The 25175-nt window shown below is 71.8% G+C and carries 29 protein-coding genes; 11 read left to right on the top strand and 18 right to left on the bottom strand.

The window, feature by feature from the left end:
• Positions 1–52 precede the first annotated feature (52 nt).
• The 3 genes from QNA09_RS15040 to QNA09_RS15030 are packed head-to-tail and all read left to right on the top strand — an operon-like array spanning position 53 to position 1834.
• Positions 53–1009, top strand: coding sequence for a hypothetical protein (locus tag QNA09_RS15040; protein WP_119700320.1), 957 nt, complete (start codon positions 53–55; stop codon positions 1007–1009).
• A 22-nt stretch (positions 1010–1031) separates the two neighbouring features.
• Positions 1032–1403 carry a hypothetical protein gene (locus QNA09_RS15035; protein WP_010594797.1) on the top strand — a complete coding sequence of 124 codons (372 nt, stop codon included), beginning with the start codon at positions 1032–1034 and terminating at the stop codon, positions 1401–1403.
• Positions 1400–1834 (top strand): pyridoxamine 5'-phosphate oxidase family protein, encoded by a 435-nt coding sequence (locus QNA09_RS15030; protein WP_010594796.1) that lies wholly within the window; start codon positions 1400–1402, stop codon positions 1832–1834. The genes QNA09_RS15035 and QNA09_RS15030 overlap by 4 nt, the downstream gene beginning before the upstream one ends.
• Before the next feature lie 10 nt (positions 1835–1844).
• On the opposite strand, the gene QNA09_RS15025 is transcribed toward QNA09_RS15030, so the two are convergent.
• Positions 1845–3005 carry a DUF4429 domain-containing protein gene (locus tag QNA09_RS15025; RefSeq protein WP_010594795.1) on the bottom strand — a complete coding sequence of 387 codons (1161 nt, stop codon included), beginning with the start codon at positions 3003–3005 and terminating at the stop codon, positions 1845–1847.
• A complete protein-coding gene (locus QNA09_RS15020; protein WP_010594794.1) occupies positions 3002–4507 on the bottom strand; it encodes an aldehyde dehydrogenase family protein in 1506 nt (501 codons plus the stop codon). The genes QNA09_RS15025 and QNA09_RS15020 overlap by 4 nt, the downstream gene beginning before the upstream one ends.
• A gap of 36 nt (positions 4508–4543) precedes the next feature.
• Here QNA09_RS15020 and QNA09_RS15015 point away from each other — a divergent pair, with 36 nt between their 5' ends.
• The gene (locus QNA09_RS15015) at positions 4544–4993 is read left to right on the top strand and encodes an Lrp/AsnC family transcriptional regulator (RefSeq protein ID WP_010594793.1); all 450 of its coding nucleotides are present in this window, start codon (positions 4544–4546) and stop codon (positions 4991–4993) included.
• Between the two features lie 66 nt (positions 4994–5059).
• The gene (gene lat, locus QNA09_RS15010; protein ID WP_017679599.1) at positions 5060–6403 is read left to right on the top strand and encodes an L-lysine 6-transaminase; all 1344 of its coding nucleotides are present in this window, start codon (positions 5060–5062) and stop codon (positions 6401–6403) included.
• A gap of 80 nt (positions 6404–6483) precedes the next feature.
• On the opposite strand, the gene QNA09_RS15005 is transcribed toward lat, so the two are convergent.
• The gene (locus QNA09_RS15005; RefSeq protein WP_230831608.1) at positions 6484–8421 is read right to left on the bottom strand and encodes an ATP-binding protein; all 1938 of its coding nucleotides are present in this window, start codon (positions 8419–8421) and stop codon (positions 6484–6486) included.
• A gap of 197 nt (positions 8422–8618) precedes the next feature.
• Between QNA09_RS15005 and QNA09_RS15000 the strand changes: the two genes are divergently transcribed.
• Positions 8619–9443, top strand: a complete 825-nt coding sequence (locus QNA09_RS15000) for a tyrosine-protein phosphatase (RefSeq protein WP_010594789.1) — start codon at positions 8619–8621, stop codon at positions 9441–9443.
• Between the two features lie 31 nt (positions 9444–9474).
• Here QNA09_RS15000 and QNA09_RS14995 read toward each other — a convergent pair whose 3' ends face one another.
• From QNA09_RS14995 to QNA09_RS14955, 9 genes are all read right to left on the bottom strand, one after another.
• Positions 9475–9870, bottom strand: a complete 396-nt coding sequence (locus QNA09_RS14995) for an MmcQ/YjbR family DNA-binding protein (protein WP_040272445.1) — start codon at positions 9868–9870, stop codon at positions 9475–9477.
• A 102-nt stretch (positions 9871–9972) separates the two neighbouring features.
• Entirely contained in the window at positions 9973–10314 is a 342-nt protein-coding gene (locus tag QNA09_RS14990; RefSeq protein WP_040272447.1) for a VanZ family protein, read from the bottom strand.
• Positions 10311–10571, bottom strand: coding sequence for a hypothetical protein (locus QNA09_RS14985; protein WP_017679595.1), 261 nt, complete (start codon positions 10569–10571; stop codon positions 10311–10313). The genes QNA09_RS14990 and QNA09_RS14985 overlap by 4 nt, the downstream gene beginning before the upstream one ends.
• On the bottom strand, positions 10572–10952 hold the full coding sequence (locus tag QNA09_RS14980) for a DUF1707 domain-containing protein (RefSeq protein ID WP_017679594.1): 381 nt from the start codon (positions 10950–10952) through the stop codon (positions 10572–10574). It lies immediately after the preceding gene.
• A 20-nt stretch (positions 10953–10972) separates the two neighbouring features.
• Positions 10973–11563, bottom strand: coding sequence for a DUF1707 domain-containing protein (locus QNA09_RS29195; RefSeq protein ID WP_017679593.1), 591 nt, complete (start codon positions 11561–11563; stop codon positions 10973–10975).
• An 80-nt stretch (positions 11564–11643) separates the two neighbouring features.
• Positions 11644–13440: an acetyl/propionyl/methylcrotonyl-CoA carboxylase subunit alpha gene (locus tag QNA09_RS14970; protein WP_010594783.1), complete on the bottom strand. Its 1797-nt coding sequence runs from the start codon at positions 13438–13440 to the stop codon at positions 11644–11646.
• A gap of 120 nt (positions 13441–13560) precedes the next feature.
• Positions 13561–15072: a condensation domain-containing protein gene (locus QNA09_RS14965; protein ID WP_119699885.1), complete on the bottom strand. Its 1512-nt coding sequence runs from the start codon at positions 15070–15072 to the stop codon at positions 13561–13563.
• A gap of 6 nt (positions 15073–15078) precedes the next feature.
• Entirely contained in the window at positions 15079–15492 is a 414-nt protein-coding gene (locus QNA09_RS14960; RefSeq protein WP_010594781.1) for a SufE family protein, read from the bottom strand.
• Positions 15489–16382, bottom strand: coding sequence for a sulfurtransferase (locus tag QNA09_RS14955; protein WP_119699884.1), 894 nt, complete (start codon positions 16380–16382; stop codon positions 15489–15491). Before QNA09_RS14955 ends, QNA09_RS14960 begins: the two co-directional genes overlap by 4 nt.
• A 90-nt stretch (positions 16383–16472) precedes the next feature.
• Here QNA09_RS14955 and QNA09_RS14950 point away from each other — a divergent pair, with 90 nt between their 5' ends.
• Entirely contained in the window at positions 16473–16874 is a 402-nt protein-coding gene (locus QNA09_RS14950) for a group III truncated hemoglobin (RefSeq protein ID WP_010594779.1), read from the top strand.
• Here QNA09_RS14950 and QNA09_RS14945 read toward each other — a convergent pair.
• From QNA09_RS14945 to QNA09_RS14925, 5 genes are all read right to left on the bottom strand, one after another.
• Positions 16840–17199, bottom strand: coding sequence for a cupin domain-containing protein (locus QNA09_RS14945; RefSeq protein ID WP_010594778.1), 360 nt, complete (start codon positions 17197–17199; stop codon positions 16840–16842). The two genes, QNA09_RS14950 and QNA09_RS14945, sit on opposite strands and share 35 nt — an antisense overlap.
• 149 nt (positions 17200–17348) lie before the next feature.
• On the bottom strand, positions 17349–18146 hold the full coding sequence (locus QNA09_RS14940; RefSeq protein WP_010594777.1) for a class I SAM-dependent methyltransferase: 798 nt from the start codon (positions 18144–18146) through the stop codon (positions 17349–17351).
• 25 nt (positions 18147–18171) lie between these two features.
• Complete coding sequence (locus QNA09_RS14935) at positions 18172–18828, bottom strand: nucleoside triphosphate pyrophosphatase (RefSeq protein WP_040272450.1); 657 nt, start codon at positions 18826–18828, stop codon at positions 18172–18174.
• A gap of 2 nt (positions 18829–18830) precedes the next feature.
• Positions 18831–19148 carry an acyl-CoA carboxylase subunit epsilon gene (locus QNA09_RS14930; protein ID WP_010594775.1) on the bottom strand — a complete coding sequence of 106 codons (318 nt, stop codon included), beginning with the start codon at positions 19146–19148 and terminating at the stop codon, positions 18831–18833.
• A 151-nt stretch (positions 19149–19299) separates the two neighbouring features.
• Complete coding sequence (locus tag QNA09_RS14925) at positions 19300–20940, bottom strand: acyl-CoA carboxylase subunit beta (RefSeq protein WP_040272453.1); 1641 nt, start codon at positions 20938–20940, stop codon at positions 19300–19302.
• A gap of 117 nt (positions 20941–21057) precedes the next feature.
• Here QNA09_RS14925 and QNA09_RS14920 point away from each other — a divergent pair, with 117 nt between their 5' ends.
• From QNA09_RS14920 to QNA09_RS14905, 4 genes are read left to right on the top strand one after another with little or no spacing between them, the layout of a single operon-like run.
• On the top strand, positions 21058–21924 hold the full coding sequence (locus tag QNA09_RS14920; protein WP_010594773.1) for a biotin--[acetyl-CoA-carboxylase] ligase: 867 nt from the start codon (positions 21058–21060) through the stop codon (positions 21922–21924).
• A 46-nt stretch (positions 21925–21970) separates the two neighbouring features.
• Positions 21971–22516 (top strand): PH domain-containing protein, encoded by a 546-nt coding sequence (locus QNA09_RS14915; protein WP_010594772.1) that lies wholly within the window; start codon positions 21971–21973, stop codon positions 22514–22516.
• Between the two features lie 38 nt (positions 22517–22554).
• On the top strand, positions 22555–23238 hold the full coding sequence (locus QNA09_RS14910; RefSeq protein ID WP_010594771.1) for a response regulator transcription factor: 684 nt from the start codon (positions 22555–22557) through the stop codon (positions 23236–23238).
• Positions 23239–23248: 10 nt separating this feature from the next.
• Positions 23249–24553: a HAMP domain-containing sensor histidine kinase gene (locus QNA09_RS14905; RefSeq protein WP_010594770.1), complete on the top strand. Its 1305-nt coding sequence runs from the start codon at positions 23249–23251 to the stop codon at positions 24551–24553.
• A 36-nt stretch (positions 24554–24589) separates the two neighbouring features.
• Here QNA09_RS14905 and QNA09_RS14900 read toward each other — a convergent pair whose 3' ends face one another.
• The gene (locus QNA09_RS14900) at positions 24590–25138 is read right to left on the bottom strand and encodes a GtrA family protein (RefSeq protein ID WP_010594769.1); all 549 of its coding nucleotides are present in this window, start codon (positions 25136–25138) and stop codon (positions 24590–24592) included.
• Between the last annotated feature and the right edge of the window lie 37 nt (positions 25139–25175).

Here is a 25175-nt window from a genome sequence, read left to right as displayed (position 1 = left end):
GTACCCTCACCCGCACGTGCACGGCACCGCAACACGCGGACGGGAGGACGACGTGGCGCTCGCTCTCGAGAAGGACCGCCTGGTGTTCGAGTTCCCGGAGGTGCATCCCGCCGCCCGCATGGCCGTCTCCTTCCACCGCACCCTGCGGGTGCCGGACGACGGCAACACCTATCCGTTGCCGCCCGGCCTGGGCCGGTTCCCGCTGCGGACCGTCGCCGAACTCGACGAGGCCGCGCTGCCGTCTTCGTGGCGATCCCACGGCGGCCTCGTGATGCCGATGTGGCAGGCGGAGGCGTGCTGGCTCGGGTTCGAGTCCCGGTACCCGTTCCTGGTCAAGGTCGGCGCCGGGGACGTCGACGCGCTCACCGGCGAACCCTGGTCGCCGGAGCCGGACTTCGGACGCGAGGACTATCTCGAGGTGCCGGCGCAACCGTGGCTCGACGGCTACGTCGTGGCGCACGGCCGGGTGCGCCAGTTCGTCGCGATGCCGCTCGGGTCCGGCTACAGCCTCGAGGAGCAACTGCGGTCCGGGCCGGCGCGGGGCGGGATCCGCGTCGCGGCCCGCCCCATGCGGGCGCAGCGATGGGAGGAGCGCGCCGGATTCGACGCCCGGCGCCCGCTGCCCGCCTTCGCGCCGGCCCCGGCGATGGGACTCGGTGCCGGCGGATCCGTCGACCAGGGCGTCGCCACCCCGGTCGAGTCGCACGACGCGTGGGATCTCGACCACCGCTCCGTGGTCGAGGTGCACCTGGTGAACAGCGAGCAGTGGCGCGCGATCACGGACCAGGATCCACCGACCCGGCCCCCGGCCGCGAGCGACTACACGGCGCGCGGCTTCCCGTGGTTCGAACTCTACGACGAGACCGTCGCGCGGCAGGGGGCGGCGCCACTCGCGGACGTCGACACCGGGCGCCGGCGGGGAGAGCCGTTGCCCGACAACGAGACCGTCACCGTGCCCGAACCCGTCCGGATCCGGCCGGCCCCGCGCGAGCCTGGCCGTCGCGGATGATCCGACGGTATCGTCTGTCGACATGGGGCGGATCACCCAGCGTGTCGAACCGGAACCGCTTGCCGACTGGCTGATCGGGCACGGTCGCGCGGCGGTCGCCTTCGACGAGGCCGGGTCGGTCACCGCGCTGCCCGCGCGGGTCCGGCGGCGCGACGGCCGGTTGTGGGTCGGTGTGCCGCGGGAATCGGTGCCGCCGTCGGCCGGACTCGATCGGGTCACCGTCCTGCTCGACGACGGCGAATTCTGGTTCGAGCTGCGGGCGGTGAACTGGCGCGGACGCCTGACGCCGGCGGACGCCCCCGACGGTCGGGAGGACCTCGCCTGGTTCGTCTTCACGCCCCGACGCGCCACCGCGTGGGACTACGCGACCCTGCACGAGGAGCGGGACTCGTGAAGGCCGACGACGCCGTCGTGCGCGACTTCCTCGACCGCGCCCGCGTCGCGCGCCTGGCGACCCGCTCACCGAAGGGCGCGGCGGCCCTGGCGCCCCTGTGGTTCGTGCAGGTCGACGGCCGGCTGTACTTCGGCACCGGGCGCGACACCGTGGCGGCGCGCAACGCCGCCGCGAATCCCGACGTCGTCGTGCTGCTCGACGACGGCGAGCGCGGACCGGTCCTGCGGTTGCGCGGCCGGGCCACCGTGCGGCCGGGGGCGCCGCCCGCGGCCGTCACGGCCCGTTTCGGGCGGAAGTACTACCTGGGCGGATGGCGCTCGGAGCTGTCGCACGCGCGGAGCTGGTTCCTGCGTACCCGGTACTACGGGCAGAGCGCGCCGGCCACGATCGTCGTCGAACCGGGAGAGGCCGAGCTGCTGCGGCGGCCCTGAGGGGTGTCCCTCACGACGGCGGTCCGGCGTTCACGGCGGCGACGTGCCGCAGCCAGTCGGCCAGCGCCTGGAACCGCTGCCGATCGGGGTGGTGGAACACCACGGTGTCGGGATCCGTCGGCGCCGGCGCACCGTCCCGCCCGCTGCCCGTCACGATCCGGAGCATGCCGTCGGTCTGCGGCAGCGCCGGACGGAACTGCACGTCGCTCACGTCCCGCAACCGGATCCTTCTGGGCGTCAACGGAACCGGTCCCAGAGCTCGTGCCACGGGACCCTCCCGCAGGATCCACAGCCGGTCGCCCTGCACGACGATCTGCCCGCCCCACCCGTGGTACCGGCGCATCGGCAGCACCGGGTCGGGCGGGTCGGCGACCGGTCCGGGCGCCAGCCGTGGCACCGTCACCGGCGGCCCGTCGAGGACGCGCTCGTCGATCTCGTCGGCCGGGGTCACCGACACCGTCACCTCGGCGGCCAGCCGGGATCCGCTCACCGCGGCCCGTGCGGCGGTGCGCAGCCCCCGCCCGGACAGGTGCGTCACGATCGGCAGCAGACGCGCGCTGGACCGCCGGCCGAGATACCCGCACGGTCGATCGTCCACCCGCACCTCCACCAGCGCGCCGTCCGCCTCGTGCAGGGTGACGAGCAGGGCGTACTTGCCGGGCGGGTCGGCGTAGGGGTGCAGCAGGTCGAAGTGCTGTTCCTCCCCGGTGACCTGCAGGGTGCGACCCGAGGGCAGCAGCGTGTAGGGCACGTCCGGCGGATCGTTGCGGGGCACCAGCCTGGCCGGGGCGCCGAGGCTGACCGTGACGCGCGCGATGATGCGCCCGCTGCGGCCGGGGTCGTCGTTGTAGGTGCCCGCGTCCGCGGCCCAGATGCGGCCCGGCACGGTCGGCAGGTACCCGCCGGCGACGACGCGGCGCAGCACCGGCCCGTAGCGCAGCGCGTCGCCGTCGCCGAGGATCCCGACCGTCAGCCCGTCCGCGCGCACGCTCACGCCGTGCGTCTCCGGCAGCAGGGACACGTCCCTGCGGATCTCGGCGCCGGCCGGGTCGAACGCCGCACCGAGGGTCCGCACGATGTGCTCGGTCCAGGCGAACTCGCCCTCGATCTCGGTGTCGAACCGGTCCGGTCGGCACCCCCACAGCCGATACGGAACCAACTTGTCGCTCAACCGAACTCCACGCCCTGCGCCAGGGGGAGATCGCCGGAGAAGTTGACGGTGTTCGTGGCGCGGCGCATGTACGCCTTCCACGAGTCCGAACCCGACTCGCGTCCGCCGCCGGTCTCCTTCTCGCCGCCGAACGCGCCCCCGATCTCGGCGCCGGAGGTGCCGATGTTGACGTTGGCGATGCCGCAGTCCGAGGCGGCGAGGAAACGCTCGGCCTCACGCTGGTCGGTGGTGAAGATCGACGACGACAGCCCTTGGGGCACCCCGTTGTGCAGGGCGATCGCCTCGTCGAAGTCGTCGTAGGTCAGCACGTAGAGGATCGGAGCGAACGTCTCCTCGCGCACCACGTCCGTCTGCGCCGGCATCCGCACGACCGCGGGCCGGACGTACACCCCGTCGCCGGGGACCTCGACCGGATCGCCGCCCGTGACGAGAATGCCGCCGTCGAGCTCGGCGCGCTCGAGCGCCGCCCGCATCGCGGCGTGGGCACGGCCGTCGATCAGCGGGCCCACGAGCACCCCCTCGCCGAACGGATCACCCACCCGCAGTCCCGAATACGCCTTGGCGATCCGCTCGGTCAGTTCGTCGACGACCGAACGATGGGCGATGAGCCGTCGCAGGGTGGTGCAACGCTGACCGGTGGTGCCGGCCGCGGCGAACACCACGGCCCGCACGGCGAGGTCGAGGTCGGCGGAAGGGCCGACGATCGCACCGTTGTTGCCGCCGAGTTCGAGCAGGCAGCGCCCGAACCGCGCCGCCACCCGGGGCGCGACGATGCGGCCCATCCGGATCGAGCCCGTTGCGCTGACCAGCGCGACGCGGGGGTCGTCGACCAGCGCCTCACCGACGGCGGCGTCGCCGACGAGGACGTGGTGCAGGCCGCCGGGGGCGCCCACGTCGCGTGCGGCCCGTTCGAGCAGGGCGTGGCAGGCCGACGCGGTGAGCGGCGTCTTCTCCGACGGCTTCCACACCACCGGATCGCCGCACACCAGCGCGATCGCGGTGTTCCAGGACCACACGGCGACGGGGAAGTTGAACGCCGAGATCACCGCGACCACCCCCAGCGGATGCCACGTTTCCATCAGGCGGTGGCCGGGTCGCTCCGACGGCATGGTGTGGCCGTAGAGTTGGCGCGCGAGGCCCACCGCGAATTCGCAGATGTCGATCATCTCCTGCACCTCGCCGAGCGCCTCGGAAGGGATCTTCCCGGCCTCGAGCGTGACGAGTTCGGCGAGATCGGACTTGTGCTCGCCGAGCAGTTCCCCGAGCCTGCGGACCAGCCGTCCTCGCACCGGCGCAGGAACCTGCCGCCAGCGTTCGAAGGCCGTGCTCGCCGCGGTGACCGCGGCATCGACATCCTCCGCGCGTGCCGGGTGCAGGCGCGCGAGCTCCGAACCGTCGATCGGGCTGGTGACCGGGTGCGGGCCGTCGAGCGCGGGCGCGCCCGCCCCGCAGCGGCGCAGCGCGGCCACGGCGCGATCGTGGAGATTGCCAGTCGGATTCATCGTCGATGTCCTTTCCGGGTCGGTTAGCCTGCGCTGATGGCGGAAAACTCGAAGGAGTCCCTGGACGAGATCGACCGGCTGCTCATGCGCGAACTGGTGGTGGACGGCCGGGCGACGCTGGCCACGCTCGCCGAGAAGGCCGGGTTGTCGATCTCCGCGGTGCAGTCCCGGGTCCGCCGCCTCGAAGCCCGGCACGTGATCCGCGGATACACGGCGAAGGTAGATCCCGAGGCGCTCGGGCTGATGCTGTCGGCGTTCGTCGCGATCACTCCTCTCGACCCGTCCCAGCCGGACGACGCGCCGGCGCGGTTGCGGCACATCGACGCCATCGAATCCTGCCACTCCGTGGCCGGGGACGAGAGCTACATCCTGCTCGTGCGCGTCGCCTCACCGCGGGCACTCGAACAACTCCTCCAGGAGATCCGCGCGACGGCGAATGTAGCCACCCGCAGCACGGTCATCCTCCAAACATTTTACGAACGATAGCGTGGCTGTGGATCGATCTTCCGGCATGTGACCGTCGAGGGGAGAAATTTGACGTACCCTCGTGGCATGAGCACTGCATTCCGACACCCGGACGGTGCCCGCGAGCTGCCCCCGAGCCGGGTACATGCCGTTCTGCGCGAACATCTGCTGGTGGACGGGTTCGATCTCGTCCTCGACCTCGACCGATCACGGGGGGTGCGGCTCGTCGACCAACGGGACGGCACGGCCTACCTCGACATGTTCGGGTTCTTCGCGTCCTCCGCGCTCGGGATGAACCACCCCGACATCGTCGACGACCCGGCGTTCACCACCGAACTCGCCGCGGCCGCCGCGAACAAGCCGAGCAACTCCGACATCTACACCGTGGCGATGGCCCGGTTCGTCGACACCTTCGCCCGGGTGCTCGGCGACCCGGCCCTGCCGCACCTGTTCTTCGTCGACGGTGGCGGACTCGCGGTGGAGAACGCACTCAAGGCGGCCTTCGACTGGAAGAGCCGGCTCAACGAGGCTCGCGGACTCGGCTCCGACCTCGGGGGCAGCGTTCTCCACCTCTCCGAGGCGTTCCACGGCCGCACCGGTTACACGATGTCCCTCACCAACACGGACCCGGTGAAGACGGCCCGGTACCCCAAGTTCCGCTGGCCGCGCATCGACGCGCCCTACCTGGCCGCCGACCGCGACGTCGAGGCCGCCGAGGCGCACGCACTGCAGCAGGCGCACCGGGCGTTCGCCGAGAACCCGCACGACATCGCGTGTTTCATCGCCGAACCCATCCAGGGCGAGGGCGGCGACCACCACTTCCGGCCCGAGTTCTTCCAGGCCATGGCCGAACTGTGCCGCCGGCACGATGCGCTGCTGATCTTCGACGAGGTGCAGACCGGCGTCGGGCTGACCGGAAGCACATGGGCGTACCAGCAGTTCGGCGTCACCCCCGACATCGTCGCCTTCGGGAAGAAGACCCAGGTCTGCGGCATCATGGCCGGCGGCCGGATCGACGAGATCCCCGACAACGTCTTCGCGGTCTCGTCGCGCCTGAACTCCACCTGGGGCGGCAACCTGACCGACATGGTCCGTGCCCGGCGCATTCTCGAGGTGATCGAGCGGGACCGGCTCGTCGACCGAGCGCGGATGACCGGGGCACATCTGCTGTCCGGGCTGAAGCAGCTCGCCGTCCGCCACCGGCTGGTCGGCGAGCCCCGAGGGCGCGGCCTGATGTGTGCGTTCACCCTGCCCACACCGGCGGTGCGCGACGCCGTGCTCACCCACCTGCGGGTCGACGAGCACGTGCTGATGATCGGCACCGGGCAGCGCGGCATCCGGTTCCGGCCGCCGCTGACGGTCACCACCGCCGAACTGGACGAGGCACTCGACGCCCTGGATCGGGTCCTGGGGACGATCGCGCGGACCTGACGGCCCCCTCGGAGTCGCCGCGGGGCGGCGGAGGTGACCCGCGCGGTGTGCGATCGCGAACCGTCCACCGGGTGTTCCGGTCAGGACCCGGCGTCGACGCGGAACGGCAGGGTGACGTCGACGGTCGTGCCGCCGCCCTCGGGGCTGTCGAGGACGAACTCGCCGCCGAGCGCGGCCGTCCGATCGCGCAGCCCGTCGAGCCCCCCGCCGGGCGTCGGCCGCGCGCCACCGCACCCGTTGTCCCCGATCGTCATACGCAGCATGTCGCCCGTCCGGTGCAGGCCGATCCGGACGACGGTGGCCCCGGAGTGCTTACCGGCGTTGGTGACGGCCTCCGCGCCGATGAGGTACGCGGCGAGTTCGACGGGGGCCGAGGGGCGTTCGCCGAGCGCGTCGTCGATGTCCACGGGCACGGGTGCCCGCTCGGCCAGTGAGCGCAGCGCCGCCGCGAGTCCGCGCTCGGTGAGCACCGCCGGATACACGCCTCTGGCGAGCTCTCGCAGTTCCCGCAGCGCGACGTCGAGTTCGGCGGCACCGTCCGCGAGCAGCCGCCGCAGGGTCGGCTCGTCCCCGGCACGCTGTGCACGGCGCAGCAGCAGCGACGCGGCGACGAGACGCTGCTGCGCACCGTCGTGCAGGTCGCGCTCGAGGCGCCGGCGCTGGACGTCACCGGCCGTGACGATCCGTTCGCGGGAGCGCCGCACCTCGTCGAGCCGGAGCTGCAGGTCCGCGTGCAGCCGCTCGTGCTCGAGGGCCAGGCCGGTGGCGCTGCGGACCGCGGCGAGCAGCTCGGGTTGCGTCTCGAGCGACGGGTCGTACACCAGCGCGCCGACCGGTGTGCCGGCGCGCTCGAGGACGGTCGCCGCCCGGGGATCCGAGCGGCGGGGCAGAGCACGCACCGCACCGTCCGGATCGACGTACGCCGCCCGCTCCGGGACGTACGTCCACAGCACCAGGCTCGGGTCGTGCACGGCGCGTCGGAGCGCGTCGACGAACCCGGCACCGAGCGGCGCGGTGCCGATCTCGACCATCGCGTCGCTGACCGCAGCTCGGGCGAGCCGGTACCGGAGTAGGCCGATCGCGACCGCGAGCGGGAACAACGCCGTGGCCGGGTAGCGCAGGTTGAGCACCCAGGTCGGGGGCGACCAGGGCAGGTTCACCGCGCTGGAGAGCACGGCGAGTGTGATCACCGCCGAGAGGCCGTATGCGACCCCGAGCGGTGCGAATCCCGACCGGTACGCGGGCGACCCCGAACGCCAGCGCACGATCACCACCACCACGAGCGTCACCACGATCAGGAACGCGCAGAACCCGACGACGAGCTGCACGGTCCGCGCGAGGGACGGATCATCGCGCAGGAGAAGTAGATTCGTCGATGTCGACGGGGATGCCGCGGGTGCGGTCCGCGGATCGAAGAACAGCCACTCGGCCACGATGCCGACGGTGGCGAGGATCCAGGCGGCTCCGACGAACAGGCGTTGCCACGGTCGTTCCAGCCGACCGGTCGGGAATCCCACGAGGGCCTGGAGCAGGACGGGTAGGTACAGGTTCGTCGCCACCGCGCCGACGGTGAAGGCCACGGGTTCGCCGGAGCGCCGCAGACCGCCGAGGAACCACAGCAGGCCGGCCATGAGGATGAGAGGACCGGTCAGGTCGTGCGGGCGGGTGTTCCATGCGATCGCCCCGGCCACGACGAACGCCACACCGGCGCCGAGGAACAGCCCCAGTTCGGTCGGCCCGAACACCGGGAGGAACGGGCCCTCGGCGGCGGCGAAGGACTCGCGCGGCCCGAGCAGGAGCGTGCGCGCCGGATCCCGCAGTCCCGTCGGCGACCGGTCCACCGTGGCGGCGATCGCCGCGACCAGCACCGCAGTGACCACGACGAGTAGCTGGATCACTCGTTGCCGCACCCCGGCCTCCTCCCGGACCGTCTCAGTCTCCTCCCGCGTCGGCGTGGGCACCACCGTGCTGGCACGGGACGCCTCCGGTGTCACCACGGTGCCGGAATCCGGTGTCACCACGGATCCGCCGACCGTCTCGGCTGCCGGCGCAGCCGGCATGAGTGCGGCTGCCGGCGCAGCCGGTACCCGTGTCGATCGATCGGTCGACGAGGGGGCACACACGGACACCGTCACCGGGCTGCCGGAGTTCCCCGGCCGCGCGACGCCGGTGGCACGGTCACGACAGCGTGAACCCACCCCGTTAGGGTGGGCCCATGTCGGACTCCGCCGCCGGTAGCCCTGCCCGAACGCCGGGGCCCGGGCTCGAACCGAAGTCGATCCCCAACCTGCGCGACCTCGGCGGGTGGACCACCGGGGACGGCGCGTCGGTGCGCTGGGGCGTGGTGTACCGCTCGACCGACCTGAGCCGGGTCACCGACGCGGATGCGCGCGCACTCGAAGGACTGGGGCTGACGACGGTCGTGGATCTGCGAACGGCCGCGGAACGGGAGGCGGCGCCCGACCGGGTGCCGGCCGGCGTCCGGCATGTGCCGCTCGACGTGCTCGCCGATCGTGAGCACGGTTCGATCGCCGCACACATGAAGGAGTTGCTGACCGACGCCGCGTTCGCCCGGGAGGTTCTCGGGGACGGCCGTGGCGCCGAGTACCTGCGGGGCAGCTATCGCGACTTCGTGCTGCTGCCGAGCGCCCGGGCGGCGTACCGGACGCTGCTGCGCTCGCTGCTCGTCGAGGACGGGACCCCGGTTCTCGTGCACTGCACCACCGGCAAGGACCGCACCGGCTGGGCCGCAGCCGTGCTGCTGCTGGCGCTCGGTGTGGATCGCGACTCGGTGTTCGAGGACTACCTGCGGACCAACGAGATGCTGCTGCCGGCGTTCGAACCGATTCTCGCCGCGCTCACCGCGAAGGGAGTCGAGCGTGCGGACCTCGAATCCGTTCTCGGCGTCCGCGCCGAGTACCTCGAGGTGGCGTTCGCGACGGCCGAGGACGAATTCGGGTCGTTCGACCGGTACCTCGACGACGGATTGGGGCTCACGACCGCCGATCGGGACCGACTCGGGCAGGCTCTGCTCGGGTGAGATCCGGACCGACGCTACCGCGCGACCCGGATCATCCGACGCGACCGTCCCACTCGCGCACCAGCCTCGCCGGCGCCGTGACCCGGAACGACATGTCGAGCAACTCGGCGATCTCGTCCCAGTCGACGTCGGCCCGCTCCAGATCGAACCCGATCCACCCCGACGGACCGAGGTACGCCGGGTCGTAGGTGTGGGGCTGCCCGAGCAGGGCCTCGCGCTCGGCGGCGTCCGGTTTGACGATCAGCGATCGCGGGAACTGCACGCCCGTGGCCTTGACGGACCCGCCGTACACGGCGAACGCAGTCCTCGTGTAGAAGAACGGCCTGCCGTGCGAGATCTTCTCGGCGGCACCCGGGAAGGTCAGCGCCAGCCCACGTACCCGTGTCAGCAGCGGATCGGCCTCGTCGAACATGACGGGATGCGGCATGCGCGCAGCGTACCGTCCGGCGGTGACACCACGACCGGCGTCCGTTCTCGCTGTTCGCGACGTCCCGGGCGGCGGGGAAGTCGTCCCGGCGGACGCGGGCGCCTACGTCCGTGCGCGGGAACGACGACGCACCGCGGCGTACAGCGCGATGCCGAGCAGCACCCCGGCCAGGTCCGCGCACCAGTCCCACACCGACCCCGACCGGCGCACCGCGACGGCGGCCTGGAGGACCTCGGTGAGCGCCGCGTACACGGCGAGCCAGGCGACGGTCGCGGCGGGCGGGATCCGGGCGAAGCGGGAGGCGTACGCGAGCACCGCGAACATCAGCGCGTGCGTGATCTTGTCGGCGTGCGGGAAGCCGGACGGGGTCGTATCGCCCGGCAGCATGAGCAGCACGGTGACGACCACGAGCGTGAGCGTCACCGGCGCGAACCGGGCGGTCATGGACGTTCGGTGACCGTCATGCCCCAGGCGCCCTCGGCGAACCGTCGCACGGCCGCCGAACCTGCGGCCAGGGCGGCGGAGCCGCCGGGTTCGGCGGTGCCGATCAGTGTCCCGTCGGGACGCAGTTGGACGGTGGCTTCGACGGCGGCGGTCGTCGCCTCCCGGACCGACCAGTGGTAGCCGGTGTCCGCGGCCCACGCCTCGGGGTCCTCGGCGAGCAGATACCAGTTGCCCGCGTTGATCTCGACGGGCTCCACTCAGCAGCCACCCTTCGTGCCCTTGGTCGCGGAGAACAGGATTCCCGCGACCGGGATCAGCAGGAACCACAGCCAGTTGTCGAAGACGAAGAACAGCACCAGCGCGACGAACGGGACCAGCGCCATGGCGGTGGTGCGCCACTTCTCCCACTGCTCGGCCTTCGCGGTGTCCTGTACCGGCGCAGGCGTGTTCGGGGTCGCGGGGGGCAGGTCGGTGAACAGGGTGTCGAGCTCGGCGCGGGTGGTGGCCGCTGCCGCCTTCGCGCTGCGCTCGTCGAATTCGGTGAGGGTGAGCCGGCCGGCACCGAAGTGCTCACCGAGCAGGTTCAGTGCCTGTTCGCGTTCGACGGTGCCGATACGGACCTCGGGGGAGTCGGCCATGGGTCCACACTAATGTGTCGTCAGCGACCGGTCCCGCCGGTGCCGGTCCGGAATGCTCTGGAGATGATCAGGATCAGCGCGACCGCGGAGATCAGCAGCGCCACCGGATGCCGCAGTACCAGGGCCGGGGCGACGGCGAACATGCTCATCGCCAGCAGCCACACCACGTCGGGAATGTCGCGGGGGGCGGGCGGTTGCGGTTCCCGGGGGGCGGGGGCCGGAGCGACATCGCGCAGGAAGGCCGGCTCGGCCGGACGTGGCCGCCCGCCGCGGGCGCGGACGGCGAGGACGGCGACGGTGGCGGCGGCGCCCGCGCCCGTCATGATCCACACGCCCGGTTCCAGGAGTGCGTGGAGCGCGAACAGTCCGAGCACCACGACCGGGACCAGGAACCACCACCCGCGCCGACGTCCGTCGGTCCGGCCGGTCAGGGGAGGCAGGTCGGTGAACAGGAGTGCGAGGTCGCGGCGGGTGGTGGCGGCGGCGATGCGACCGCTGCGGTCCTCGAATTCGGCGAGGGTGAGCCGGCCGGCACCGAAGTGCTCGCCGAGCAGGACCTGAGCTTGCTCGCGCTCGACCGTGCCGACACGGATTTCCGGTGAATCGGCCATGTCACCACCCTAGACCCGGGACGGCCGACGGCGCGCCCCCGGAATCCGAGGATTCCGGGGGCGCGCCGTCGGACGCGGGACTACTTGAGCTCGGCGAGCACCGTGCCCTGGGTGATGGCGGCGCCCGGCTCGACCGCCAGGCCCGTGACGACACCGGCCTTGTGCGCGTTGACCGGGTTCTCCATCTTCATGGCCTCGAGCACCACGATCAGGTCGCCCTCGGCGACCTCCTGGCCCTCGGAGACCGCGACCTTGACGACGGTGCCCTGCATCGGCGCGGTGACCGCGTCACCGGAGGCCTTGCCGCCGTGGGCGCCGCCGCGCTTGCGCGGCTTCGGCTTCTTGCGCAGCGCCCCGCCGGCCGCAGCGCCACCGGCGCCGAGGGTGAACTGACCGGGCAGCGACACCTCGACGCGACGGCCGCCGACCTCGACGACGACGTTCTGCCGCGGCAGGGCCTCGTCCTCGTCCTCGGTCGCGGCCGCACCGCCGGTGTACGGCTCGACGGTGTTCTCCCACTCGGTTTCGATCCACTTGGTGTAGACGTCGAACTTCTCGCCGTCCCCGACGAACGCGGGGTGCTCGACGATGTGCCGGTGGAACGGGATCACGGTGGCCAGGCCGTCGACCTCGAACTCGGCCAGGGCGCGGCGGGCGCGCTCGAGCGCCTGCTGCCGGGTCTCGCCCGTGACGATCAGCTTGGCGAGCATCGAGTCGAACTGCCCGCCGATGACGTCGCCCTGCACCACGCCGGAGTCGACGCGCACACCCGGGCCCGAGGGCTCGCGGTACACGCTGATCGGGCCGGGGGCCGGCAGGAAGCCGCGGCCGGCGTCCTCGCCGTTGATGCGGAACTCGAACGCGTGCCCGCGCGGGGTCGGGTCCTCGGTGATCTCGAGCTTCTCGCCGTTGGCGATGCGGAACTGCTGGCGCACCAGGTCGATGCCCGCGGTCTCCTCGGTGACCGGGTGCTCGACCTGCAGGCGGGTGTTGACCTCGAGGAAGGAGACGGTGTCGCCCTGGACCAGGTACTCGACCGTGCCGGCGCCGTAGTAGCCGGCCTCGCGGCAGATGGCCTTGGCGGACTCGTGGATGCGGCGGCGCTGCTCGTCGGTCAGGAACGGCGCGGGGGCCTCCTCGACGAGCTTCTGGAAGCGGCGCTGCAGCGAGCAGTCGCGGGTGCCGGCGACGATGACGTTGCCGTGCTGGTCGGCGATGACCTGCGCCTCGACGTGGCGGGCCTTGTCGAGGTACTGCTCGACGAAGCACTCGCCGCGGCCGAAGGCGGCGACGGCCTCGCGGGTCGCGGACTCGAACAGCTCGGGGATCTCCTCGATGGAGTGCGCGACCTTCATGCCGCGGCCGCCACCGCCGAAGGCCGCCTTGATCGCGACCGGCACGCCGTACTCCTTCGCGAACTCCACGACCTCGTCGGCATTGGCGACGGGGTCCTTGGTGCCCGCGGCCATCGGGGCCTGGGCGCGCTCGGCGATGTGCCGTGCGGTGACCTTGTCACCGAGGTCGCGGATGGCCTGCGGGGAGGGGCCGATCCAGATCAGGCCGGCGTCGATCACGGCCTGGGCGAAGTCGGCGTTCTCGGACAGGAAGCCGTAGCCGGGGTGGATCGCGTCGGCGCCGGACTTGCGGGCGGCGTCGAGGATCTTGTCGAACACCAGGTAGGACTCGGCGGAGGTCTGGCCACCGAGCGCGAATGCCTCGTCGGCGAGCTTCACGAACTGGGCGTCGGCGTCGGGTTCTGCGTAGACGGCCACGCTCCCGTAACCGGCGTCCTTGGCGGCTCGGATGACCCGCACAGCGATCTCGCCGCGGTTGGCGACGAGCACCTTCGTGATGTGCGCGCTGGCATGACTGGGCACGGAGCCTCCTGTTGATCGATCGTTAGGTTATTGCCGTCTCTGGGAGTGTAGGCGCCAATCCGATAGACGATGTAACCGGATAGCCACTACACCCTACGGGTCGCCCGGAACCCGGCAACGTTACCGGTCGGTAGTCGGATCGCCCCGGTTCGCGGGTTCCGGCGTGTCCCACGCGCGACCCTCGCTCACCTCGTGCATCAATTCTCGGACCCGCTCGACGAACGGCGGCACGTTGGCCGCGGCGGTCGGCGTGTCGGGAAACCGGCCCGCCAGGTTCACGCCCTTCGGGCTGCGGTTGAACCACAGGAACACGTCGTGCGTGTAGCTGCGGCTGCGCAGTGTCCGGGCGTTCCACTGCGGCCACTGCGCGGCCATGGGGACGAAGCGAACGTCCATGTACGACACCAGGAATCGCGGTCGCATGGGTATCCCCAGCAGTTCGCCGACGAGGTCGAACGGGACCCGGGCGCTCGCCCGGGTGCGGCGCAGTTCGGCACCGGCGCGCGCCACGAGCGTCGCGAAGTCCGCGGTCCCGGTCGTGTCGATCTCGACCGGACGCAGCCCCACGAACCAGCCGAGGGCTCCGGCCCACATCGGGCCGCTGCGGGTGTGGGCGGGCGCGATCGTCCGGAACAGTTCGATCCCCGCGAGTTCGACCGCGGCCCGGGCGAGACACGCCAGCGTGCCGGCGAAGAATCCGTGCCCGGCCTCCCGGCAGCGGGCGGCGAACCGGTTGGCCCGTTCGTCGTCGAGCATCCGCACGGACAGCCGACGCTGCGGCGACCCGTCGACGGGCCGGGGGCCGAGGGGCAACGGGAACTCGGGCATGCCGCCGCCGGCGGTCAGGGCGTCTCGCCAGATCCGCACGGCCTCGTGGTCGCCGGCCAGGTCGGCGGCGTCCGCCCGTTCCGCGGCACCGAAGTCGATGTAGCTGCCCACGGGGAACAATCCGGCCGGCCGGCCGGATCGCTCCTGCTCGTACAGGGCGGTGATCTCGTGGGCGACCAGGACGACCGAGTAGGCGTCGGCCACGGCAGGGTCAGCGGCGAAGAACACCGTGAACGACGAGCCGGACGCGTCCGCGTCCTCGGGTTCGAGGGTGGCGAAGACGTACGCCGGCCACGTGTGCGGTTCGGTGCAGTCGGCGAGCAGTTGCTCGAGGTGCTCGCGGATGTCGTCCGGAGCGGAGGGCAGGTGTCGGACGTACCGGACCGACACCGCACCGGCGGGCGCGGTGCGCCGGGTCGCGCCGGCGGGCGCGGTGCGCCGGGTCGCGCCGGCGGGCGCGGTGCGCCGGGTCGCGCCGGCGGCCGCGTCGCGCCGGTGCGCGCCGGTGGCCGCGTCGCCGCCCAGGGCGACGTGGCTGCGCAGCGGTTCGTGGCGGTCGATCCAGCGTTCGAGGGCCCGCCGGAACGGTTCCTGTTCGAGATGCCCGCGGACCTCGAAGGCGGTACCCAGCCACGCATCCGGAACGTCGCCGTATCGGCTGCCCGCGGTGCGGCGCAGATGCGCCTCGTGGACGTACGACACCGGCCGCGGATCGGTCGTCCAGGCATCCTCCGCGGCGCACGGCAGCCATTCGGTCAGCACACCCGCCGGGATCGGGTAGTCCGCCAGCTCGGTGAACTCCATGACATCTCAGGTGCGCAGATGCCGCTTGATGCGCGCCAGCATTGCGCTCATCCCTCGCAGGCGCAGCGGGCTGACAGCTTCGGCCAGGCCGAGGGCCGAGTAGAAGTCGTCGGGGACCTCGAGGATCTGTTCGGCACTGAGGCCGTCGAGCCCCTGATGCAGGATGGACGCGAAGCCGCGGGTGGTCGGGGCCTCGGGGGGCGCGCTGAAGTGCAGCCGCACATGCTCACGGTCGGCCGTGTCGACCGACAGGAACAGCGGTGACTGGCACTCGGGCACCGGCTCCATCGCCGCCTCCTCGAGTTCGGCGGGAATCGGCGGAAGTTCCCGGCTGAACTCGAGCAGCAGCTGCAGCTTGTCCTGGCCGTCGACCGCGGCGAAGTCGTCGACGATCTCGGCGAGAGGTGCGGGCAGGGTCACCGGGCCGGCACCTCCCCGGGCTCCTCGCCCTTGACGATCGGCACCCGTACCGCATTGCCCCACTCGGTCCACGACCCGTCGTAGTTGCGGACGTGCTCGTAGCCGAGGAGATGGGTCAGCACGAACCACGTGTGGCTCGACCGTTCGCCGATGCGGCAGTACGCGACGACGTCGGCGTCCCGCGGGATGTCGGCGTAGATCTCCTCGAGCTCGGTGCGCGACCGGAACCGGCTGTCCGGTGCCGCTGCCCGCGCCCACGGAATGGACACCGCGGTGGGGATGTGCCCGCCCCGCAGCGCACCTTCCTCGGGGTAGTCCGGCATGTGGGTGCGCTCGCCCGTGTACTCCTGCGGGGAGCGCACGTCCACGAGCGGTCCCTTGCCGAGGTGGTCAAGGACGTCGTCCTTGAACGCCCGGATCGCGGCGTCGTTCCGCTCGACCACCGGGTAGCCGCTGGTGGTGCTCACCGGGATGTCGAGGGTGGTGTCGCGGTTCTCGGCGATCCAGGCGTCGCGGCCGCCGTCGAGCAGGCGCACGTCCTCGTGACCGAACAGCGTGAACACCCACAGCGCGTAGGCGGCCCACCAGTTCGACTTGTCGCCGTAGACGACGACCGTGTCGGTGCGGCGGATGCCCTTGCGGTCCATCAGGGCGGCGAACTGGGCGCCGTCGATGTAGTCGCGGGTGACCGGGTCGTTGAGGTCGAGATGCCAGTCGATCTTCACGGCGCCGGGGATGTGGCCGACGTCGTACAGCAGCACATCCTCATCCGATTCGACGACCTTCACCTCGGGTGCGCCCAGGTGGGCGGACAGCCACTCCGTCGACACCAGGCGGGTCGGATCGGCGTAGGCGGCGAAGGACGGGTTGGCGTCGGGCGCGACGGGCACAGGTGGCTCCTGAGGCAGTGGTGACAGTTCGGTGATCGACAATCCGGTGACGACGTGCGCCGTCGATTCTAGGCGGTACCGTCGGGCAACGTGCTGTGCTCCCCGTCCGCCCCGACGGACCTCGCGACCCGCGCCGACATCGATCGGCTGCTGCGCCGGTTCTACGAGCGCGCGCTGGTCGATCCCGTGCTCGAGGCGCCGTTCTCGACCCTCGCCGTGATCGGCCTCGACGACCATCTCCCGACGATCGGGGACTTCTGGGAGCAGGTGCTGCTGCGCACCGGCCGCTACCGCGGCGCCCTGGTGCCGGTGCATGCCGCGCTGCACCGCCAGTACGGGCTCGACGCGGCCCGATTCGACCGCTGGGTGCGGCTGTGGAACGAGGCCGTCGACGAGTTGTTCGCCGGGACGAACGCCGACCGCGCCAAGGCGAAGGCGGCGTCGATCGCGGCGGCGCTCAGCGCGCGGCTGGATCGAGCATCGTCAGCATGAGCCGCGACGGCTCGACTGCTCGTACCGCGTGCGGCAGGCGGGTGGTCATGTGCACCACCCCGCCCGGCTCGAGGTCGACGGTGCGCCCGTCGGCGGTCACCTGCAGGTGGCCGGTGAGGGCCTGCAGCAGGACCGGAAACGCGGCCGTGTGCTCGCGCAGTTCCTGCCCGGCGTCGAAGGCGAAGACCACGACGCGGGCACCCTCGGCGACGAGGACGCGCTGCGGGCGCGGTCGGTCCGGGTAGGGCTCGACGGCGTCGCGGACGTCGGCGAGGTGCGACAGGGCGGGGGCGGCGGGTTCGGGCTGCGGCGCGGCGGGGCTCACGACCGCAGGCTACCGCGGCTTCGTCGCGACGATCGCCCTACCGCGGCTTCGCCGCGACGATCGCCCTACCGCGGCTTCGCCGCGACGATCGCCCTACCGCGGCTTCGCCGCGACGATCGCCCTACCGCGGCTTCGCCGCGACGATCGCCCTACCGCGGCTTCGCCGCGACGATCGCCACGGCCGCGATCGACTTGCGGTACGTCGTGAACGTCGCGCGCATGCCCAGCACCCGCTTGCGGGCGTCGCCGTCGCGCAGCACGTTGCGTACGAAGCGCAGGGTGCCGAGGACGCCCTCGTCGGCGACGAACCGCGCGGGCCGCAGCAACGCCATCGGGGCGAGCCGCACGACGTCGACGCGCAGGCCGGCGTCGGTGAGCAGGGACCGCCACTCGGCGACGGTGAGCGGACGGGCGTTGACCTTGATGGAGCGGGCCAGGCCCTGCCGGATCTCGGTCTTCACCGCGTCGTCGAGCTCGTCGGGCACGAGGGCGAGCTCGTGGATCGCGTACCGGCCACCGGGGCGCAGCGTGCGCACGGCCTCGGCGACGATGCGGGCCTTGGCGGCGTCGGTCTGCATGGTGAGCATCGCTTCGCCGACGACGACGTCGGCGTCCGCATCGGGAAGGCCGGTGGCCGCGGCGTCCGCGACGACGCAGCGACCGCGGTCGCCGATCGCGTCGCGGGTCAGCGCCGCGGCGGTCTCGTCGTGCTCGACGCCGGTGTACGAGAGCGGCGCCGAAGCCAGGATCTCCCGCGCGGTCCGACCGAGGCCGGGGGCGAGTTCGACGACGTCGCTGCCCTCGATGCCCGCGTCGGCGAGCAGGCGCGTGGTCATCCCCGCGCCGCCGGGACGCAGCACGCGCTTGCCGAGGCGAGCGAGCAGCCAGTGGCCGGGCAGGTGGGCGGAGTCGCGCTCGGACATGGGCAGGGCATGGGGATCGCTCATGCCTCGATGTTAAGGGAAGGCAATCCTAAATAGAAGGGGCCTCGGCGGTGTTCGACGCCCAGAGCCGCGCCACCGACACGCCCACCTCGGCGAGCAGTCGTCGCACCAGCGGCAGGCCGATCCCGATCACCGAGGACGGGTCGCCCTCGACGCGCTCGACGAACCACCCGCCGAGGCTGTCGAGCGTGAACGCCCCCGCCACCTGCAGCGGCTCGCCGCTGGCCAGGTAGGCCTCGAGGTCGGCGTCGGTGGGGCGGCCGAAGTGGACGGTGGTGCTGCTGTGGCCGGCGGCGCGGGCGACGACTTCGCCGCCGCCCAGGCGCAGGACGCTGTGGCCGGTGAGCAGGTCGGCGCTGCGGCCCGCCATCGCCCGCCAGCGCTCGCGGGCGACCTCCACGGTGCCCGGCTTGCCCTGGAGCTGCCCGTCGACCAGCAGCATCGAGTCGCAGCCCACGACGAGGGTGTCGTCACCGAGACAGTCGCGCACGAGGGCCGGCACGACGTCCGCCGCCTTCGCCCTCGCGAGCTCGGTGACCACCAGTTCGGGTGCCGCGGCGGGACCGAGCTCGGCGATCAGTGCATCCTCGTCCACCGCCGAGACCCGCACGATCGGGTCGACCCCGGCCGCGCGCAGCACGGACAGCCGGGCCGGGGACGCCGACGCGAGCACCAGCCTGGCCACGATCAGCCCAGGTTCGGGTACGAGTACGGCGAGAACGGCGCCGTCCGGCGGTGCATCCGCGTGGGGTCGCCCCACGTCTCGCGCGGGCGGTCGTCCTCTGCCGGGGCGGCGGATCCGGAGGCCGCGGCGAGCACCGCGACCAGCGCGGCGATCTCGACATCCGAGGGGTTGCCCTTGACGATCCGGATCGCCGCGGACGTCTCGGGGCCGGCGGTCTCGGCCGCCGGCGCCGTCGACTCGGCCGACTCTGCCGACTCGGCCGCTGCGACCTCGGTCACCTCGGTGTCGATGATGGTCTTCTCCTCAGCTACCGCAGTCACAACACACCTCCCGGGAGGTTACCGGAGGCGGCGGGCAGGGCGCGGGAGCGGGCGCGCTGCGCGTTCGAAGTCATGTCGTCCCTCTCGTGGGTCGGGGCCCGGCCGGCTCGGCGGAACCGAACCGGCCGGGATGGTCTCGGCCGAGTGGCCGTCAGAGGGGGATGTTCCCGTGCTTCTTCGGCGGCAGCGTGACCATCTTGCGCTCGAGCAGCCGCAGGGCCGCCACGATCTGCCCGCGCGTGTGCGACGGCGGGATGACCGCGTCGACGTAGCCGCGCTCGGCGGCGACGTACGGATTCACCAGGGTGTCCTCGTACTCGTTCTGCAGCTCGAGGCGCAGCGCGTCGACGTCCTCGCCGTTCTTGGCCGCTTCGAGCAGGCGCTTGCGGTAGACGAAGCCGACGGCACCGGAGGCGCCCATCACGGCGATCTGCGCGGTCGGCCACGCCAGGTTGACGTCCGCACCCATGTGCTTCGAGCCCATCACGTCGTACGCGCCGCCGTAGGCCTTGCGCGTGATGACGGTGATCTTGCCGACGGTGGCCTCGCCGTACGCGTACAGCAGCTTCGCGCCGCGGCGGATGATGCCGTTGTACTCCTGCTCGGTGCCCGGCAGGAAGCCCGGCACGTCGACGAGGGTGACGATCGGGACGTTGAACGCGTCGCAGGTGCGCACGAAGCGCGCGGCCTTCTCCGAAGCGTCGATGTCCAGGCAGCCCGCGAACTGGGTGGGCTGGTTGGCGACGATGCCGACGCTGCGGCCGTCGACGCGGCCGAAGCCGACGATGACGTTCTGGGCGCGCTCGGCCTGCACCTCGAGGAACTCGTCGTCGTCGAGCAGGCGACGGATCACCTCGTGCATGTCGTAGGGCTGGTTCGCCGAATCCGGGATCAGGGTGTCGAGCTCGAGATCCTCCTCGGTGAGCGAGTCCTCGATCGAGCCGACGATCGGGTCGGTCGGCGCCGTGCGGGGCGCGGCGGCCTGATTGTTGCTCGGCAGGTACGACAGCAGGTCCTTGACGTAGTCCAGGGCGTCCTGCTCGCCGTCGGCGACGTAGTGCGCGACCCCGGACTTGACCATGTGCGTGTGGGCGCCGCCGAGATCCTCCATGGTGACGTCCTCGCCGGTGACGGTCTTGATGACGTCGGGTCCGGTGACGAACATCTGGCTGGTCTGGTCGACCATCACCACGAAGTCGGTCAGGGCGGGGGAGTAGACGTGTCCGCCGGCGGCCGGGCCCATGATCAGCGAGATCTGCGGGATCACGCCGGAGGCCTGCACGTTGCGGTGGAAGATCTCGCCGTAGAGGCCGAGGGAGACGACGCCTTCCTGGATGCGCGCGCCGGCGCCCTCGTTGATGCCGATCAGAGGACGGCCGGTCCGCAGCGCGAGGTCCATGACCTTGACGATCTTCTCGCCGTAGACCTCGCCGAGACTGCCGCCGAACACGGTCGCGTCCTGCGAGAACACGCACACGTCGCGGCCGTCGACGGTGCCGTAGCCGGTGACGACGCCGTCGCCGACCGGCCGGTTCTCGGCCAGGCCGAAGTTGGTGCTGCGGTGGCGGGCGAGCTGGTCGAGCTCGACGAACGAGCCTTCGTCGAGCAGCGCTTCGATGCGCTCACGGGCCGTGAGCTTGCCCTTCGCGTGCACCTTCTCGACGGCGGCCGCACCGCTCGGGGCCTGCGCCTGAGCCTGGCGATTGCGCAGGTCCGCCAGCTTGCCGGCGGTCGTGTGGATATCGGGCGTGCTCGCCGCCTCGGGCGCGGACGGCTCCTGGACAGTGGTCATGGGCCATGAGCTTAGCGAGCGTCAGTCAGCGAGCGCGCACCGAGCCCCCGCTTGTGTTGAATCATTGAACTGAAGCTACCGGCGAGTACGGTTCGCCGCCCATCCTAGGCTGTGCGGATGCCCACCGAACCCGAACCGCAGCGTCCGCCCGTCGACCCCGCGCCCGCGCGAGGCGAACTCGACGTCGAACGGTTGCGCGCCGCCCTCGTGCGCGGCGCCGATCCCGACGCGTTCTACCGGCGCCTCGACGTGGTCACCGAGACCGCCTCCACCAACGCCGACCTGCTCGCTGTCGCCCGCGACCCCGGCACCGACCGCCGCGTGCTGCTCGCCGAGTTCCAGCACGGCGGCCGGGGGCGGCACTCGCGGGGATGGGCCGGCGTTCCCCGCGCTCAGGTGATCGTCTCGGTGCTGCTGCGCATGCCCGGCATCGACCTCGCCGACCTGGGCTGGCTGCCGCTGCTGGCCGGCACCGCGACCGTCGACGCGATCCGGTCGGTGACCGGGGTCGATGCCGAGCTGAAATGGCCCAACGACGTCCTCGTCGAGGGCCGGAAGGTAGCCGGAATTCTCGCCGAGGTCGCCGGAACCCATCCCGAGCCCGCCGTGGTGGTCGGGATCGGACTCAACGTCTCGCTCACCGAGGACGAGTTGCCGGTACCCACCGCGACGTCGCTCGCGCTCGCCGGGGCGACCGATCTCGATCGCACCGCACTCGCCGAGGGGCTGCTGCGCGAACTCGGCCGCCGCTGGCAGCAGTGGTACGTCGCGGGCTGGGACGTCACCGGACCGGCCGCGGCGTACCGCGAACGGTGCGGCACGCTCGGGCGCCGGGTGCGAGCGGTGCTGCCCGGCGACACAGAACTGCACGGCGTCGCGGTCGACGTCGACGAGCAGGGCCGCATCGTCATCACCCCGGACGACGGCGGCGAGCCGATCGCGGTGTCGGCCGGGGACATCACCCACCTGCGCCCGGTGCCCTGACCCGCCCTCGAGCACCCCGCATCGCGGCTGTGTCATCGTGTCCGGCATGGGATACCCGGAGGACGCCCTCGCCGCCGAGGAACGGCTGCTGCTGCACCGGCACCCGCACTGGAAGATGCTCATCGTCCCGGCGGCGATCTTCCTCCTCGCCACCGCGCTCGCCGGATTTCTGCTCGGCCTGAGCCAGGCCCGGCTCGACGGCTCCACCGCGAGCACCCTGACGATCGTGCTCGCGGTGGCGTGGGCGGCGATCGTCGCCTGGCAGTGCCTGGCGCCGCTCGTCGGCTGGCTGTCGACCCACTTCATCGTCACCGATCGACGGGTCCTCGTCCGGCAGGGCGTTCTCACCCACTCCGGCATCGACATCCCGATGGGACGCATCAGCAACGTGCAGTTCCGGCACGGCCTGCTGGACCGGATCCTGCGCACCGGCACCCTCGTCATCGTCTCCGCGGCCGACGACCCGCTCGAATTCGACGACATCCCCGACGTGCAGCGCGTGCATGCCCTGCTGTATCAGCAGGCCTTCCACGCCGACCCGGTGCGGGGCGGGGAACCGCGGACCGACGGGCCGAGCCGCAAAGCCTGGTAACGCGCCGTGCGCCCGGTGCCGATCCGTACGCTGGATCCGTGACCGCAGTCCTGCTCGCCGAAGACGACGAAGCCATCGCCGCGCCCCTGTCCCGCGCGCTGGGCCGGGAGGGGTACGACGTCACCGTCGAACAGACCGGTCCCGACGCGCTCGAACGGGCGCTGTCCGGTGAGTACGAACTGCTCATTCTCGACCTCGGACTGCCCGGCATCGACGGCCTCGAGGTGTGCCGGCAGATCCGTGCCCACCGCTCCGACCTCGCCGTCCTGATGCTCACCGCCCGCACCGACGAGGTCGACTTCGTCGTCGGTCTCGACGCCGGCGCCGACGACTACGTCGGCAAGCCCTTCCGGCTCGCCGAGCTCATGGCCCGGGTCCGGGCGCTGCTGCGCCGCCGCGGGGGTGGCGAGCCCGAGGACGTCGTCGAGGTCTCCGGGATCCGGCTCGAACGGGCGGCCCGGCGCGTGCTCGTCGACGGCTCCGAAGTCACCCTCGCCAACAAGGAATACGAACTGCTGCGGGTGCTGCTCGAACACGCCGGCCAGGTGGTCTCCCGTGACGCCATCCTGCAGGAGGTCTGGGGCGACGCCGACCTGCGGGGTTCCAAGACCCTCGACATGCACATGTCCTGGCTGCGCCGCAAGATCGGCGACGAGGGCCCGGCCGGGGAACGACGCATCGCTACCGTCCGCGGTGTCGGATTCCGGCTGAACACCGACTGACGGGGCCGGGGTGCGCAGCCGAATCCTGTTCGCGGTCCTCGCGGGCTCCCTGCTCGTGGCCCTGCTGCTCGGAGTCCCGCTCGCCTACACCGCCTGGTTGTTCGTCGAGGACACCGCACGCCGCGACCTGCAGGGCCGGCTCGAGCGCATGTCCGCGGAGGTTATCGCCCAGGAAGGCGCCGACGGCCTGGTGGTCGGGGGACTCGACACCAGTTCCCTGCGGCTCGTCGTCCCCGACGGCGGACGCCTCCTCGTCGTCTACCCGACCCCCGAGGACGCCGCGGCCCGGCTCGACATCGGTGCCGCCACGGTGCCCGACCCACTGGTCGAGTCCCTGTCGATGGGAACGTCGGGATCCCTGCGGCTCGAGGCGCCGTCCGAGGACATGCGTCTGCTGCAGCGGCAGGTTCTCGTCGGGGTGACGCTGCTCGTGCTGCTGTCCGTGGCTGTCGGTGCCGTCGTCGCCGTCGTCACCGCGCGCCGGCTGGCGGACCCCTTGCGCGACGTCGCAGCGCGGGCCCGCCGGCTGGGCGAAGGCGACTTCCGGCCCGATCCGCGCCGGCACGGCATCCCCGAACTCGACCGCGTCTCGGACGTCCTCGACGCCGCCACCGTCGAGATCGCCGGTCGCCTGCAGCGCGAGCACGCCCTCGTCGGCGACGTCTCGCACCAGCTGCGGTCCCGGCTGACCGCGGTGCGGCTGCGCCTCGACGAGCTGTCCACCCACACCGACCCGGCTGTCGTCGAGGAAGCCGAGGAAGCGATGCGCCAGGTGGACCGGCTCACCACCGCCATCGACGAACTGGTCCGCGCGTCCCGCAACAGCGGTTCCGAACTGCGCACCGAGGTGTCCGTCGTCGGGGAGCTGACGGGGGTGATCGCGGACTGGCGAGGCCCCTACAAGGAAGCGGGGCGGGAATTGCACCTGAGCGGGGATCCGTCGCTGCGCAGCCGGGTGACCGGGTCCCGGCTGCGCGAGGCCGTCGCGGTGCTGGTCGACAACGCGCTCATGCACGGCGACGGCACGTGCACCGTGTCCGTGCGGCGGGTCTCGACCCTCGGCGGCGGATCGACGGTGTGCGTGGAGGTCACCGACGAGGGGGACGGTGTCAGCGACGAGCTGGCGCCGCACATCTTCGACCGCGGCTTCTCCGGTACCGGCTCGACCGGTGTGGGCCTGGCCCTCGCCCGGGCTCTGACCGAGGCCGACGGTGGGCGCCTGGAACTGCAGCGCCGCCGCCCCGCCCTGTTCGCACTGTTCCTCGGCTCCACCCGTGACGAGTCCACCCACACGGGGATCCGGGAACCGCGCTGAACCGTGAGTGGGGGCGGGACCGGAGTCAGCCCGGGTTCAGGAGTGTCCCAGGCCTTCCTCGGCGAGTTCCTCGTGCCCGGGAACCTCGTCCCCGTCCGGATTCATCTCCTCCGGGAACACGAAGCGGCGGAAGCACCAGAACCGGAAGACCATCTGCAGCAGATTGCCGATGATGTACGCGCTGACGAAGTCGGCGATGTTCTCGACGGTGAGGCTGACGTCCGGTACCCGCAGGTCGAACACGTAGCTCGAGATCCACAGCGGGATGAAGCTCAGGACCACGCCGATGCCGCTGACGGCGAAGAACAGCAGCGCCTCGTGGTGCCGTTCCCGGCCGCCCCGGTTCTTGAACGACCACTCCCGGTTGAGGACGTACGAGCAGATCACGGCGATCACCCCGGCGATGACCTTGGCGGTCACCGGCTTCTCCTCGAGCACCGTGAGCTTGAGGGTGTAGAAGATGACCGAGTCGACGACGAAGGTGGTGCCGCCGACGATCGCGAACTTGATCAGCTCGTGGTGCCGCAGCAACAGCCCCCGGAGAGGCTCGGGGACTCGGTTCACGGCCGCATCGACGAAAGACACCCGGACGAGTCTACGAAACCGTGGCTCGAAGACACGA

It is taken from the genome of Rhodococcus sp. AH-ZY2 (assembly GCF_030916465.1).
GTDB lineage: Bacteria > Actinomycetota > Actinomycetes > Mycobacteriales > Mycobacteriaceae > Rhodococcus > Rhodococcus ruber.
Note: the sequence above shows the minus strand (reverse complement) of the source record. Positions and strands in the feature narration are given on the sequence as shown.

Coding starts and splice junctions, on each gene's coding strand:
- QNA09_RS14995 (WP_040272445.1), bottom strand. CDS start 9,870: ATGCCGCATCCCGTCATGTTCGACGAGGCCGATCCGCTGCTGACACGG.
- QNA09_RS14990 (WP_040272447.1), bottom strand. CDS start 10,314: ATGACCGCCCGGTTCGCGCCGGTGACGCTCACGCTCGTGGTCGTCACC.
- QNA09_RS14980 (WP_017679594.1), bottom strand. CDS start 10,952: ATGGCCGACTCCCCCGAGGTCCGTATCGGCACCGTCGAACGCGAACAG.
- QNA09_RS29195 (WP_017679593.1), bottom strand. CDS start 11,563: ATGGCCGATTCACCGGAAATCCGTGTCGGCACGGTCGAGCGCGAGCAA.
- QNA09_RS14940 (WP_010594777.1), bottom strand. CDS start 18,146: ATGAGCGATCCCCATGCCCTGCCCATGTCCGAGCGCGACTCCGCCCAC.
- QNA09_RS15020 (WP_010594794.1), bottom strand. CDS start 4,507: ATGAATCCGACTGGCAATCTCCACGATCGCGCCGTGGCCGCGCTGCGC.
- QNA09_RS15015 (WP_010594793.1), top strand. CDS start 4,544: ATGGCGGAAAACTCGAAGGAGTCCCTGGACGAGATCGACCGGCTGCTC.
- QNA09_RS14915 (WP_010594772.1), top strand. CDS start 21,971: ATGGGATACCCGGAGGACGCCCTCGCCGCCGAGGAACGGCTGCTGCTG.
- QNA09_RS14925 (WP_040272453.1), bottom strand. CDS start 20,940: ATGACCACTGTCCAGGAGCCGTCCGCGCCCGAGGCGGCGAGCACGCCC.
- QNA09_RS15000 (WP_010594789.1), top strand. CDS start 8,619: ATGTCGGACTCCGCCGCCGGTAGCCCTGCCCGAACGCCGGGGCCCGGG.
- QNA09_RS14965 (WP_119699885.1), bottom strand. CDS start 15,072: ATGGAGTTCACCGAGCTGGCGGACTACCCGATCCCGGCGGGTGTGCTG.
- QNA09_RS14920 (WP_010594773.1), top strand. CDS start 21,058: ATGCCCACCGAACCCGAACCGCAGCGTCCGCCCGTCGACCCCGCGCCC.
- lat (WP_017679599.1), top strand. CDS start 5,060: ATGAGCACTGCATTCCGACACCCGGACGGTGCCCGCGAGCTGCCCCCG.
- QNA09_RS15035 (WP_010594797.1), top strand. CDS start 1,032: ATGGGGCGGATCACCCAGCGTGTCGAACCGGAACCGCTTGCCGACTGG.